The organism is Sutcliffiella tianshenii (assembly GCF_016908565.1).
GTDB classification, from domain to species: Bacteria; Bacillota; Bacilli; order Bacillales; family Bacillaceae_I; genus Sutcliffiella_A; species Sutcliffiella_A tianshenii.
Genome location: NZ_JAFBED010000010.1, coordinates 48673 through 62238 on the forward strand (window position 1 = coordinate 48673; position 13566 = coordinate 62238).

General features: G+C 41.6%; 13 protein-coding genes. 4 read left to right on the plus strand and 9 right to left on the minus strand.

The features are described from left to right. Positions 1-4 precede the first annotated feature (4 nt). Both JOC95_RS17745 and JOC95_RS17750 read right to left on the minus strand, forming a co-directional pair. Positions 5-904, minus strand: coding sequence for a polysaccharide deacetylase family protein (locus JOC95_RS17745; RefSeq protein WP_204418526.1), 900 nt, complete (start codon positions 902-904; stop codon positions 5-7). Positions 905-1034: 130 nt separating this feature from the next. Beyond that, a complete protein-coding gene (locus JOC95_RS17750) occupies positions 1035-1277 on the minus strand; it encodes a hypothetical protein (RefSeq protein WP_204418527.1) in 243 nt (80 codons plus the stop codon). A 264-nt stretch (positions 1278-1541) separates the two neighbouring features. Here JOC95_RS17750 and JOC95_RS17755 point away from each other — a divergent pair, with 264 nt between their 5' ends. Next, entirely contained in the window at positions 1542-1934 is a 393-nt protein-coding gene (locus tag JOC95_RS17755; RefSeq protein WP_204418528.1) for a YbbN family protein, read from the plus strand. Between the two features lie 62 nt (positions 1935-1996). Here JOC95_RS17755 and lpdA read toward each other — a convergent pair whose 3' ends face one another. The 5 genes from lpdA to JOC95_RS17780 all read right to left on the minus strand — a co-directional run bounded on the left by lpdA (position 1997) and on the right by JOC95_RS17780 (position 8214). Continuing rightward, positions 1997-3409 carry a dihydrolipoyl dehydrogenase gene (lpdA, locus tag JOC95_RS17760; protein WP_204418529.1) on the minus strand — a complete coding sequence of 471 codons (1413 nt, stop codon included), beginning with the start codon at positions 3407-3409 and terminating at the stop codon, positions 1997-1999. Between the two features lie 5 nt (positions 3410-3414). Beyond that, on the minus strand, positions 3415-4782 hold the full coding sequence (locus JOC95_RS17765; RefSeq protein WP_204418530.1) for a 2-oxo acid dehydrogenase subunit E2: 1368 nt from the start codon (positions 4780-4782) through the stop codon (positions 3415-3417). A 104-nt stretch (positions 4783-4886) separates the two neighbouring features. Beyond that, on the minus strand, positions 4887-5864 hold the full coding sequence (locus JOC95_RS17770) for an alpha-ketoacid dehydrogenase subunit beta (RefSeq protein WP_204418531.1): 978 nt from the start codon (positions 5862-5864) through the stop codon (positions 4887-4889). 3 nt (positions 5865-5867) lie between these two features. Further along, complete coding sequence (pdhA, locus tag JOC95_RS17775) at positions 5868-6983, minus strand: pyruvate dehydrogenase (acetyl-transferring) E1 component subunit alpha (protein WP_204418532.1); 1116 nt, start codon at positions 6981-6983, stop codon at positions 5868-5870. A 565-nt stretch (positions 6984-7548) separates the two neighbouring features. Beyond that, positions 7549-8214, minus strand: coding sequence for a YkyA family protein (locus JOC95_RS17780; RefSeq protein WP_204418533.1), 666 nt, complete (start codon positions 8212-8214; stop codon positions 7549-7551). Between the two features lie 251 nt (positions 8215-8465). Between JOC95_RS17780 and def the strand changes: the two genes are divergently transcribed. Then, positions 8466-9020: a peptide deformylase gene (gene def / locus JOC95_RS17785; protein WP_204418534.1), complete on the plus strand. Its 555-nt coding sequence runs from the start codon at positions 8466-8468 to the stop codon at positions 9018-9020. A 33-nt stretch (positions 9021-9053) separates the two neighbouring features. Here def and JOC95_RS17790 read toward each other — a convergent pair whose 3' ends face one another. Then, entirely contained in the window at positions 9054-9833 is a 780-nt protein-coding gene (locus tag JOC95_RS17790) for a Cof-type HAD-IIB family hydrolase (RefSeq protein ID WP_204418674.1), read from the minus strand. A gap of 20 nt (positions 9834-9853) precedes the next feature. Further along, a complete protein-coding gene (locus JOC95_RS17795) occupies positions 9854-10753 on the minus strand; it encodes a DMT family transporter (protein WP_204418535.1) in 900 nt (299 codons plus the stop codon). Between the two features lie 906 nt (positions 10754-11659). Between JOC95_RS17795 and JOC95_RS17800 the strand changes: the two genes are divergently transcribed. Beyond that, a complete protein-coding gene (locus JOC95_RS17800; protein WP_204418536.1) occupies positions 11660-11869 on the plus strand; it encodes a DNA-dependent RNA polymerase subunit epsilon in 210 nt (69 codons plus the stop codon). A 6-nt stretch (positions 11870-11875) separates the two neighbouring features. Further along, positions 11876-13543 (plus strand): ribonuclease J1, encoded by a 1668-nt coding sequence (rnjA, locus tag JOC95_RS17805; RefSeq protein ID WP_204418537.1) that lies wholly within the window; start codon positions 11876-11878, stop codon positions 13541-13543. Positions 13544-13566: the final 23 nt, after the last annotated feature.

The following is a 13566-nucleotide window of genomic DNA, read 5'->3' on the forward strand; positions in this document are numbered from 1 at the left end:
ACTTCTACAATTCCGACTGATCCGTTTTTACTTCAATCAGGCTTGGATCGAGCATTTCATACCCTTTATCCTGCAAGCCTTTGACAATATCAGCAAGTGCTGCATTGGTCCATTCACGGTCATGCATCAGTAGGTTAGCGCCACTTCTCAATTCCTTTGCATTTACCATGATGTCCGCTATAGCATCTGCAGTAGTGTAATCCTGTTCCCAATCATAACCGTAAGTCCAATTCATCCTTACCATTCCTTCACTTGCCACCAGTTCATCGGAATAGTCCGTGTTGATGCCAAACGGCGCCCGGAAAAATTTAGGCTGTTCACCGATAATCTCTTCAATCAAATCATTCAATCCTACAATTTCTTCATATTGTTCCTCTTCAGTTAGCTGCCTTAAAGATTTATGGTTCATCGTGTGATTTCCAATGGGGAAACCCATTTCATGGATTTTCTTCAGTGTCTCTTTTTCTTCCTCGGTTTGCAGGAAATGTCCATTGACAAAGAAAATCGCCTTTACGCCAAGTTCCTTCAATGTTGTAGCCATCTCCATGGCGTAGCGGTCAGGAGCATCATCTATAGTGAGTAGTACCACTTCAGCGTTTGCTTCACCAATTGGCTGGACGGAAGAATCTGCCGGATTGACTGTATACTGGGGTTCTTCTGATTCACTATCAGCAGATTCGGGGGCGGTAGTTGCCTCTTCGGCATTTTCCGAACCTTCTTCTTCCTCTGGGACACCTTCACTATCTTCCTGGGTTTCTGATACTTCCCCTTCATCATTATCGTTGTTCTGATTTGACTCTGTTGCAGTTTCCCCTTCATCCGCCTGGCTGTTTTCATTTTGAGGTGATTCAGCACAAGCTGTCAGGAGGAGCATCAGTAGCGTAGGCACTATCCATTTTTTCATGTTCTTTCCTCCATATGTAAAGTTCACCTATTATCATACTAGCTTACATTACCCTGTGGCAATCCTTTTACCGAATTTAGGGGCATTGTCTAAAGATGGGACTATAACAGATAGTACAAAATGCCCAGAATCAAAAAATCAAGTAATAAAATAGACTCTGGAAGCTAAAATAGAAAAGGAAGCTAATCACAGTAGTAACGGCAGCCTGCTTTTTCTTATGAATGATCGAGTGTGCCAATACATAGCAGAGATAGATGAATACCCCAAGGAGAATGACTTTAGCCTGCAGTTTATCTCTTACAGAAAACCATTCGATGAGACTATAAGCGCCAAAAAGGACATTCTGTATTAAAAACACTACATAATTTTTCATAAAAGCAGCTCCTTACTGCATATTTCTATTATGGTAATAGCCTTTTTCGATCAACAGGAAACCTAATAATATTTATGCTGGAAAAGAACAATCTATTTTTCAATTTTGTAACATTTCCATGACAAGCATTTATTTGCTATTTTTTCATGATAGAATATCACCGTATAGTTACATAGTAGGAGTTTTGATTCCGAATCGATTTTTGGTTAAATATTTAGCATTCTTGCATACATACATTACTTTTTACAGAAAGTGAGGATTGCCATGATCAGAGGCTCTGTCATTTTGATAACGTTGTCTTTTTTCATATTGTCTTCCTGCCAAGAGAATAAAACAATTACTCACGTTCAATTCCCTGAGCATTCCAAGACCTTAGTTTTTTTTACTGATGAAAGTAATATCCAGGAAGAAAGCACTTATTATGATGCTATCCTTGATTTAAAAGGGTCTTATCCGAACGAAGTTGCCAATCTGATGGTCGTCCCATTAAGAGATGAAAAAACATTATACAAGCAGTTCAATATAAAGAGCACTCCCTCTTTATTGGTGGTGCTCGATAACGAGGTAGTAACACAAGTGGATGGAACTCGCCAAAAGGAAGATATCGTCGGTTCCATTGAAAAAGCATTGAGCAAGTCCGGAGAGGCCCTTCATTGAGGGGCTTTTTTTTATGAAAGAAATACAAAAAAAGCACCCGGATTTCCGGGTGCTTTTTTGATTTATTTCACGATATGGATCGGGCTACCCATTGCTACTTCTGCAGCTTCCATTGTGATTTCTCCCAATGTTGGATGAGCATGGATGGTCATTGCGATATCTTCAGCTGTCATTCCAGCTTCGATGGCAAGTCCAAGTTCAGCAATCATATCTGATGCACTGGATCCAGCAATTTGGGCCCCAATGATCAAACCATCCTCTTTACGTGTCACTAGCTTCAAGAAGCCGTCAGTAGCGTTCAGTGCAAGTGCACGACCGTTTGCTGCAAATGGGAATTTGGCAGCCACTACTTCTAATCCTTCTTCTTTTGCTTGAGCTTCTGTATATCCTACAGACGCCAATTCAGGCTCAGAAAATACTACAGCAGGAATTCCAAGATAATCGATCTCAGCAGGGTGTCCAGCGATAGCTTCTGCAGCGATCTTACCTTCATAAGAAGCTTTATGAGCTAGCGGTGGTCCTTCAACGATATCACCGATTGCATAGATGTTAGAAACACTAGTGCGGCACTGCTTATCGATCTTGATAACTCCACGGTCCGTCATTTCAACTCCAACCTGGTCAAGACCAAGTTCGTCAGTGTTAGGGCGACGGCCGACAGTAACCAATACGTAATCAGCGTCGATGGTTTGCTCTTCGCCTTTTACTTCGATTGTTACTTTTACTCCATCTTCCGTTTCTTCAACGCCTTTAGCCATCGCTTTTGTGAAGATCTCCACGTTTCCTTTTTTCTTCAGGTTACGTTTGACAAGTGAGCTCATTTGCTTTTCGAATCCAGCCAAGATCTCATCTGCAGCTTCAACAATCACAACTTCCGTTCCAAAGTTGGCATAAGCCGTTCCAAGCTCGGTACCGATGTAGCCTCCACCGATTACAACCAATTTCTTTGGAATATCCTTAAGTGCCAATGCACCCGTTGAATCAAGAACACGTTTAGAGTACTTGAATGTCGGGATTTCAATAGGGCGGGAACCTGTCGCAATGATACAATTGTTGAATTTGTATGTTTGCGCAGAGTTTTCGTCCATGATACGGACTGTGTTGCCGTCAACGAAATAAGCTTCACCGGATACAATGTCGACTTTATTCCCTTTTAAAAGGCCTTCTACTCCACCTGTAAGTTTTTTAACAACTCCAGCTTTCCATTCCTGTACCTTTGTGAAGTCCACTGTCACGTTCTCAGCAGTGATTCCCATGTCATCAGAATGTTTAGCTGTTTCAAAGCGGTGTCCTGCAGAAATAAGAGCTTTGGAAGGGATACATCCTACGTTCAGACATACTCCTCCAAGTGTCCCTTTTTCTACGATTGTTACTTTTTGTCCAAGTTGAGCCGCGCGGATTGCAGCAACATATCCGCCAGGGCCCGAACCGATGACAAGCGTATCTACATCAATTGCGAAATCTCCTACTACCATTTAAATTAACCCTCCATTAACAATAATTGTGGATCGTTCAATAGACGCTTGATATGGTTAAGCGCATTTTGAGCAGTAGCGCCATCAATCATACGATGGTCAAAGCTTAGTGATAATGCAAGAACAGGAGCCACTACAATTTCTCCGTCTTTCACTACAGGTTTTTCAGCGATGCGGCCGATACCCAAGATTGCAACTTCCGGGTGATTGATTACTGGAGTGAACCATTGTCCACCAGCTGAACCAATGTTGGTGATTGTGCAAGAAGCGCCTTTCATTTCATCGGATGCCAATTTACCATCACGAGCCTTACCGGCAAGTTCATTGATTTCATTGGAGATGGAGAAGATGGATTTTCTATCTGCATCTTTCACTACAGGAACTAGTAAGCCTTTTTCAGTATCTGCAGCAATTCCGATGTTGTAATAGTGCTTGTGTACAATCTCGTCTGTAGCATCATCCAAAGATGTGTTAAGTACAGGGAACTCACGTAAAGCAGATGTAAGTGCTTTTACTACGTATGGTAAGAATGTTAACTTAATACCTTTGTCCGCTGCAACATTTTTGAACTTTTTGCGGTGAGCAACAAGGTCGGTCACATCGATTTCATCCATCAATGTAACGTGCGGAGCTGTATGTTTGGAGTTTACCATCGCTTTTGCAATCGCACGGCGCATTCCACTCATCTTCTCACGTGTTTCCGGATATTGACCAGCAGGGATTGCTTGCTTTTCTTTTTTAGCTTCTGTTTTAGCTTCTTCTTTTGCTGCCGGAGCTGCCTCAGTTGCAGTAGTTTCCTCTGCTTTTGCATTGCCTCCGCTTAAGAATGCATCGATATCGCTCTTTAGGACGCGGCCATTATCTCCGGAACCGGCTACCTGACGGATCTCAACGCCTTTTTCACGGGCATATTTACGTACAGAAGGCATAGCGATCACGCGTCTGTTTGGATCAACTTCCACTTGCTCCCCTGCGCCTGCGCCTGTTTCAGCTTTTGGCTCTTCTTTTGGAGCTTCTTCTTTTTTCACATCTTGACCAGCTTCAGCAGTTGCCTGAACTTGTCCTTCTGTTTTTTCATCTGCTTTTTCTTCGTCGCTTCCGTGATCGTCACCTTTGAACTTAAGGTCCTCATATCCTGGAGCGTCAAGCGTGATGATTGTTTGTCCAACAGTACAGACAGTGCCTTCTTCCACTTTCAATTCCGTTACTTTCCCTTTTACAGGAGATGGAATTTCTACGACCGCTTTATCATTTTGCACTTCACAAAGTACATCATCTTCTTCGATTTCGTCACCTGGTTTTACAAACCACTTTACGATTTCACCTTCATGGATACCTTCACCGATATCTGGCAGTTTAAATTCGAATGCCACAGTATTCAACCTCCTATTAATGTTAGCACTTTAGTTTATCGATAAAATGGAGAGCCCACTCTTGCAATGCAAAGAATGGACCTCCTTACCGATTGTTATATGAATTAGAAGTTCAAGACTTTTTTCGCTGTTTCTAGAACATCTTTATGGTTTGGCAGCCATACGCTCTCAGCTTGAGAGAATGGGAATACAGTATCAGGAGCTGCAACGCGCAATACCGGTGCTTCAAGGCTAAGGATCGCACGGTCATTGATTTCAGCTACGATGCTTGCACCGATTCCTGCTTGTTTTTGTGCTTCTTGGACCACAATGGCACGGCCTGTTTTTTCAACAGATGCAATGATTGTTTCGATATCCAAAGGACTGATTGTACGCAAGTCGATGACTTCTGCAGAAACGCCGTCTTTTTCAAGTTGTTCTGCAGCTTTTAAGCACTCATGTACCATCGCACCGTATGTGACCATTGTAATATCTGTGCCTTCGCGTTTAACGTCAGCTTTCCCGATTTCGATTGTGTACTCTTCTTCAGGTACCTCTTGACGGAATGAACGGTATAATTTCATGTGCTCCAAGAAGATAACAGGATCGTTATCACGGATTGCGGAAATCAAAAGACCTTTCGCATCATAAGGTGTTGCAGGGATTATCACTTTAAGTCCAGGTTGTTGAGCAACCAGTCCTTCCAAGCTGTCTGCATGAAGCTCAGGTGTGTGAACTCCTCCACCGAATGGGGAACGGATTGTCACTGGTGAATGCCAGCGTCCGCCAGTACGGTAACGCATACGTGCAAGTTGTCCACTTACGGAATCCATTACTTCATAAACGAAACCGAAGAATTGGATTTCCATGACAGGACGGAATCCAGTTACACCAAGGCCGACAGCAAGACCACCAATACCTGACTCTGCAAGTGGCGTGTCAAATACACGGTCTTCCCCGAATTCAGCTTGAAGGCCTTCTGTTGCACGGAAAACCCCACCGTTTTGACCGACGTCCTCACCGAAAAGCAAGACGTTTTCGTCGTTTTTCAATTCTGTGCGTAACGCATCAGTGATTGCCTGAATCATAGTCATTTGCGCCATGGCTTACTTCGACTCCTTCTCTTTGTAAATTTCATTTTGTTCTTTTAGGTTGTATGGTAGCTCTTCGTACATGAAAGAGATTAAGTCCGTTACTTTTTGCTTAGGTTGTCCATCCGCTTTTTTGATTGCTTCTTTGATGTCTTCCTTCGCTTGTTCGATCACTTTGTTTTCCTCTTCTTCGCTCCAGATACCTTTGTTCTCCAAGAACTTGCGGAAACGAACCAATGGATCCTTCTTTTCCCACTCATTATCAAGCTCTGAAGTACGGTAACGGGTTGGGTCATCACCAGCCATCGTATGTGGACCATAACGGTATGTCAATGTTTCGATCAGAGTAGGACCTTCGCCGTTTACAGCGCGCTCACGTGCATCACGAGTTGCCGCATATACAGCCAATGCGTCCATTCCATCTACCTGCACACCAGGAATACCTGCTGCTACAGCTTTTTGAGCAATCGTTCCTGCCGCAGATTGTTTTTCAACAGGAGTGGAGATTGCGAAACGGTTATTTTGTACAACAAAAATCGCTGGCGCTTGGTATGCCCCTGCAAAGTTCAGACCTTCATAGAAGTCACCTTGAGATGCTCCACCGTCACCTGTATATGTAATTGCAACGGATTTTTTCCCTTTTTTCTTCAATCCAAGTGCCACACCGGCAGTTTGAATGATTTGTGCACCAATGATGATCTGTGGCGGTAACAAGTTAACACCTTCAGGCATCTGGTTTCCGTGGAAGTGGCCACGGGAGAATAAGAATGCTTGGTATAATGGAAGTCCATGCCAGATCATTTGTGGAACATCACGGTATCCTGGCAGGATGAAGTCTTCGCTCTCCAATGCATACTGGGAAGCCAATTGGGATGCTTCCTGTCCAGCTGTCGGAGCATAGAAGCCCAGACGGCCTTGTCGGTTTAAGCTGATGGAGCGCTGGTCAAGGACACGTGTGTATACCATGCGGCTCATTAACTCTTTTAATTGATCATCACTTAAGTCAGGCATTGCAGCTTCATTCACTACTTCGCCCTCTTCATTTAAGATTTGAAACGTTTGGAATTGCTCTTCCACTTTCGCTAACTGCTGCTTTGGATCGAACTTGGCATTTTTAGTTTTTGCAGCCATCTACGTCACCTCTTCCTTTCTATTAAGAGAACTGATTGATACATAGTTTACATACAAAATTAGGGTGCCCAAAAAATTACTTAAAAAGACATTTTTCTGCATCCCACACAAAATTGTACTATTTCTCTTCATGATGATTCCCAATATGAAATCAGTCTGCATGAATAATCATCTGTATTAATTCTACATTTAAATATATTAATACAACTTTTGAACAAGTTCAAGTATACATCCAAGCAGATTATTCCGTCAATCTCTTTGCATTCATTGATATTTGACTAAAATTATACTTAATGCCATTTCACCGATCGCCAAACTGTACTAATACAATTTCACTTCCTGTATCATATAGCCTGATCAACCTGATTCTCAAGTTATACTATCATAACAAAAAAGTGTACACTAACCCTTTCCCTTTCTCCTATAAACATAACCATCCAAACCATTTTGACTATTTTAAAATATATTTGTCTGCCATTGTTATAAGACAATACTTATTTATTGTCATCATTTTCGCCATAAAAAAAGATCGGCCCTGTTTTAATGGGCCGATCTTTTATTCTAATTAGTTTTTGTATTCGACATTCAATCCGGCATTTTTATAAAAAGAGAATTTCGCTTCATTATATTGCTCTGTAAATTCATTGAATGCTTGATTGGATTCTTTGATCTTAACAAGCAGTTCATTGATTTTATTGATTTGCAGTTGCAGTTCTTCCAATGTCAGATCCTCTTTTTGGAAAAGGGCATAAAGCTCCTTGTCCAATTGAATGGCTTCCATATAATGACCCGATAGAGTCATATATGCTTCATATCGTTTTTCCATTAACTGATACAAGCTTTGCGCTTCTTTTTTCAGATCCTCGTCATCCAAGGATTCAATGGAAGTTTTCACCTCTTCAAACTGCTCTCTTGCCGCTTCGATACTTTCTTTTTCAGCCATCATGGCCTCTTCTCTTTTTTCCACTAAAGAGGAGCCTTCTTGTGCAAGTTTGACAATTTGATCGAATTCTTTCATCCCAAGCGTGATGATTTCATCATAGATTTGTTTTTCCTTCTGCTCAAGGTCCAATAAAGGAGCTTGCTGCGCTTCAAAGCTTTCTTCCAGGTCCACTACTTTTTCAAGTGTCTCAAATATCTCCTGCTCCGGCGTTTCTCCATTGATACAGCCCGTTAATAGCAGTGAACTTGCCAAAGTAAGAGATGCAACTGTTCTTTTCCAATGACGCAATTTAAATCCCCCTATCATTTCTTCCACTTTAACTATAAAATTTATCGCGTATTTTGACAACATCTATTTGAAAACTATGTAAGAATAACGTAAATAATCCAATTCCATTATATAATATATGTATTACCCAGTAGAAGCATTAATGCCCCTTCCTTTCATTTCCCATGCGGTAGCTTTTTCTGTTAAAATAATTTAATTAATGATTGAATATGATATATGAATCAGTTTTTTCGAATGGAGTGTTCTTTTATATGTTAACGACAAATGAAATCATCAGGGAAGGCCATCCTACACTAAGAATGGCAGCGAAGGAAGTGGATCTGCCACCTACACAAGAAGAAAAAGACACGTTAAATGAGATGTTGCAGTACTTGATAAATAGTCAGGATCCAGAAACAGCAATGAAATACAACCTTAGACCAGGGGTTGGACTTGCCGCTCCTCAAATCAACGTGCCAAAAAGGATGATTGCCGTCCATATTGCCGATGAAACAGGCAAACAGCACAGCTACGCCCTGCTTAATCCAAAGATAGTCAGCCATTCAGTGGAAAAAAGTTATTTGACTACCGGGGAAGGATGCTTATCTGTTGATAGGGAGGTAGCTGGTTTCGTTCCGAGGTATGCAAGAGTGACAGTCAAGGCAACAACCGTTCAAGGAGAGCAAGTGAAGCTTCGACTGAAAGGTCTTGTAGCGATCGTGTTCCAGCATGAAATCGATCACTTGAACGGTGTGATGTTTTATGACCACATCAATAAACAGGATCCATTTCATATTCCTGAAAACGCAGTGGCCATTGAACGATAAAAAAGGTGAATCCATGGGATTCACCTTTTTTCTTTATATAAGTCCAACAGATTCCAGACCGTTTTTGATGCCGTCCTTTGAGACATCTGTGGTCACCTTGTCGGCAACCTTCAACAAGTCGGAATGTGCATTGCCCATTGCAATCCCAGTACCGACGTATTCAAGCATTTCCAGGTCATTCAATCCGTCTCCAAAAGCAAAGACATTTTCCTTCTTGAATGGCAGGCGTTCGAGCATGCGCTGGATACCGATTGCTTTTGAACCACCCTTTGGCAGGATGTCTGTTGAATAGGAATGCCAGCGTATAAAATGAAAATCCTTATACGCATCAAGATATGTTTGCTGGTCTTTCTCCTCTATGAACAGAAGCGCCTGGTAGATTTCCGTTTCATCAAGAAAGCCGGGATGAATCTCCGGATGCGTAAACTTCAAGCTTCCCATGCTTTCATGGATGAATGGATGGTCTCCCACGTTCGCTTTCATTGTTTCATGATTTAAATACACAAGGGGATGCTGTTGTTTTTCGGCATATTTCCGAAGGATCTGCATCTTCTCCACGTTTAGGGGATTCTTATAGATGACCTCTCCTTCAAAGACTACATATTGTCCGTTAAAGCTTACAAACGAATCTATATCCAGCTCCTCCCTGAGGTCCTCAAACATGAATGGTGCCCTTCCTGTTGCGATTGCCACATATACACCGTTCTTTTTCAATTTTACGATAGCTTCCTTTGTTGAAGCAGGAATTTCTTTATCATGGTCAAGCAATGTTCCATCTATATCAAAAAATACGATTTTCTTGTTGTCATCCATCATTTGAAACCACCTTTGATTTAAGCAACTATTTTGTTGGCCAATTTTTGTTTTTTCGTTTGATACGACGATAAGTATACACCACTGAATATCAGAACTAAACCTATAAGCATCGAGAGGCTGATATGCTCATCCAGCAAGAGGCTTCCCCATAGCATAGCGGTGATCGGTACGATATAGGTGACAAGGGAAGCAAATTCGGCACTGCCCTCTTTTACCATATAATAATAAAGTAGATAAGCGATCCCCGATCCGAATACTCCAAGCCCGACTAAGGAAAAAAGTGTGGAAATACTCGTTATCCCCAAAAAGGCTTCCGGTTGAAAAATCAGTGCGAAAAAGCCTGAGACCATCCCTGCCAGCCCAAGAGTACTAAAGGAAATTATTGTGATAGGAACATTTTTCAGATGCTTTCTGCTCAGGTGCGCCCCGAATCCATAGCAGATTGTGGCACCGAGCATCGTCCCGACTCCCATAAGACTATTATTGAATAACTTTACAATATTGAGGTCCAAAAGAACAAGAATGCCGAAAAAACCGACTCCTACACCAAGCCACTGAGTTTTTTTCATTTTACTTGAAAAAAGGGAAAATCCAATCAAGATCGTCCATATCGGGGTGGTGGCATTTACAACAGAAGCCAAACTGCTGCTGATGGACATCTCGCTCACTGCGATAAGAGCCCACGGAAGAGCATTATTTAATATGGCGATTAAAAGTAATGGTATCCACGGGAGGTTTTTTAGAAGCCTTAAGTTCCCTTGGAAGAAAAGCAGGATGAACAATGTCCCCACACCGAATATACATCTCCAGAAAACCACACCCCACACTCCCAAGTCACCGACAAGCAATTTAATAAAAAGAAAAGACATGCCCCAAATAAGGCTTAATGTTAATAATGCCAAGTACAATCGCTTCATTTTACTTACCACCTTGTTTTCTTAGGGTAACGAAATAATAGTTTACAATTAACCTACATGAGGAAAGCGTTTACTGTCAATAAGTTTTTCCACCCATTAATGCTAGTGAAACTGATTGCAATATAAAGATAAATAGCCAAGCTTATTCCCAAGTCAGCAAAGATATGATAGGCTAAAGTCAATACGATTTATCTTAAATAATGAGCTTATATGCCTCTGACTGTTATTGGCCATTCCTTGGATAAAATAAAGTACATTTTTCCTAATAACTAATTGTCCCGATTGTGCATACTAACATTACTACAAACAGACAAACCTTGATAACAAGGAGTGAGGCGCAAATGCTTAGAAGGCTTCGAAAAAGAATAATGCGACGAATGAACAACTTCCTTAAAAGAAAAACGATAGCATAAGAAGTTTTGATCAATGAGTCCTTCATTTTTGAGGGGCTCTTACATATATGTAGGGAGAATTAATTTTACAAGACCAGTTCCTCTAACTATAATAAGAATAAATACAGTGCTGACAGCCATGAATGCATGGTCTTTTTTTATACATAATCAGTCCCGGACTTTTAATTTTTTGCCATTTGGAGAAAATAGAATGTAAACTCGCATGAAACACATGAAATATCCTACTGTTTCGTATATAATATAGGATATTAATGGCTTTCATGCCAAAGTACGGCTATGATATGAATCGAGAAAGCATTGATTATTAGCGCGTTGTCTTTTTGTAAGGTTGCCTAAGGCATAGATGAATCGCACAAAACGGAGAGTCGTCGGACACTTCTGCCTATGCAGCCAAACATAAAATAACTATAGATATACCTTCACTTTCCTCTTCTGCTTGCATCATTGACAGGGTACGGAAGTTTGGAGGAGAAATTTTTAAGGAGAGATTAAAATGATATTTAAAGTGTATTACCAGGAGAATATTGCAGAAGCACCGGTAAGGGAGAATACCGAATCATTGTATGTAGAAGCTTCTGCTGTTTTTGAGGTGCGCAGGAAATTAAAGGACAAACCATACAATATCGAGTTCATCCAGCCAGTGGACGGGGCTTTTTATGAGTATGAAAAACAATCTGAAAACTTTAAAGTATTGGAGATATGATAGAAAATGAAATTTGTAAAAAATAATCAAGCAGCGGTTTTCGCTTTAGGAGGACTAGGTGAGATCGGGAAAAACACCTACGCAGTCCAATTCCAGGATGAAATCATTCTTATCGACGCTGGAATCAAATTCCCTGAAGACGAATTATTAGGAATCGACTATGTTATTCCTGACTACACATACCTGGTTAAAAACCAAGAAAAGATCAAAGGGCTTTTCGTCACCCATGGTCACGAAGATCACATCGGCGGTATTCCTTACCTTCTGCGTGAAGTGGATATTCCCATCTACGGAGGTAAACTTGCACTAGGATTGATCAAAAACAAATTGGAAGAGCACGGTCTGCTTCGTAAAGCGAAGCTTATAGAAATCCAAGAGGATGACATCATCAAGTTCCGTAAGACATCTGTCACTTTCTTCCGCACAACACACAGTATTCCTGACTCATACGGAGTGGTCGTTAAAACCCCTCAAGGGAACATCGTGCATACAGGAGATTTCAAATTCGACTTCACCCCTGTAGGTGAGCCGGCAAACTTGACGAAAATGGCCGAAATCGGGAAAGAAGGAGTACTTTGCCTACTTTCTGACAGCACAAACAGTGAAATTCCTGATTTCACGATGTCTGAACGCCGCGTTGGCGAAAGCATCCAGGATATCTTCCGTAAAGTGGATGGCCGCGTCATTTTCGCAACATTCGCATCTAACATTCACCGTTTGCAGCAAGTAGTGGAAGCTGCTGTCGCTCATGGAAGAAAAGTTGCAGTATTTGGACGCAGTATGGAGGCGGCAATCAATATCGGTCAAGAATTGGGCTATATCCGCGCACCAAAGGATACGTTCATCGATACGCACCAGATCAACCGTATGCCTGCAAACAAAGTGACGATCCTATGTACAGGAAGCCAAGGGGAACCGATGGCAGCACTTTCCAGGATCGCAAACGGCACACACCGTCAAATCCAGATCATCCCTGGTGATACAGTTGTATTCTCTTCTTCACCGATCCCTGGTAACACATTGAGTGTAAACCGTACAATCAATATGTTATTCCGTGCCGGTGCTGATGTCATCCACGGTTCATTAAGTGATATCCATACTTCCGGTCACGGTGGGCAACAGGAACAAAAGCTTATGCTTCGTTTAATCAAGCCTAAGTATTTCATGCCGATCCACGGTGAGTATCGTATGCAGATCACTCATAAACAACTTGCGATCGATTGCGGTGTTGCGGAGGAGAATTGCTTTATCATGGATAATGGTGAAGTATTGGCACTTTCCGAAACAGAAGCTTCAGTAGCAGGTAAGATCCCTTCCGGCAATGTATACATTGATGGAAACGGTATCGGGGACATCGGAAATATCGTATTGCGCGACCGTCGCATTCTTTCTGAAGAAGGACTTGTTGTGGTAGTAGTAAGCATCAATATGAAAGACTTCAAGATTGCATCTGGTCCCGATATCATTTCCCGTGGATTTGTATATATGAGAGAATCCGGTGACCTGATTAATGATGCACAATCCTTGATCACAAAGCACCTGACCAAAACAATGGAGCGTCGCACTACGCAATGGTCTGAGATTAAAAATGAAATCACAGATACCCTTGCTCCGTTCCTTTATGAAAAAACAAAACGCCGTCCAATGATCCTACCGATCATTATGGAAGTTTGATTTTAAAAGCCACGAGCAATTCA

Bases quoted from the DNA above. Each gene is read 5' to 3' on its own strand.
- JOC95_RS17745 (WP_204418526.1), bottom strand. From the start codon at position 904: ATGAAAAAATGGATAGTGCCTACGCTACTGATGCTCCTCCTGACAGCT.
- JOC95_RS17750 (WP_204418527.1), bottom strand. From the start codon at position 1,277: ATGAAAAATTATGTAGTGTTTTTAATACAGAATGTCCTTTTTGGCGCT.
- JOC95_RS17755 (WP_204418528.1), top strand. From the start codon at position 1,542: ATGATCAGAGGCTCTGTCATTTTGATAACGTTGTCTTTTTTCATATTG.
- lpdA (WP_204418529.1), bottom strand. From the start codon at position 3,409: ATGGTAGTAGGAGATTTCGCAATTGATGTAGATACGCTTGTCATCGGT.
- JOC95_RS17770 (WP_204418531.1), bottom strand. From the start codon at position 5,864: ATGGCGCAAATGACTATGATTCAGGCAATCACTGATGCGTTACGCACA.
- pdhA (WP_204418532.1), bottom strand. From the start codon at position 6,983: ATGGCTGCAAAAACTAAAAATGCCAAGTTCGATCCAAAGCAGCAGTTA.
- def (WP_204418534.1), top strand. From the start codon at position 8,466: ATGTTAACGACAAATGAAATCATCAGGGAAGGCCATCCTACACTAAGA.
- JOC95_RS17790 (WP_204418674.1), bottom strand. From the start codon at position 9,833: ATGGATGACAACAAGAAAATCGTATTTTTTGATATAGATGGAACATTG.
- JOC95_RS17795 (WP_204418535.1), bottom strand. From the start codon at position 10,753: ATGAAGCGATTGTACTTGGCATTATTAACATTAAGCCTTATTTGGGGC.
- JOC95_RS17800 (WP_204418536.1), top strand. From the start codon at position 11,660: ATGATATTTAAAGTGTATTACCAGGAGAATATTGCAGAAGCACCGGTA.
- rnjA (WP_204418537.1), top strand. From the start codon at position 11,876: ATGAAATTTGTAAAAAATAATCAAGCAGCGGTTTTCGCTTTAGGAGGA.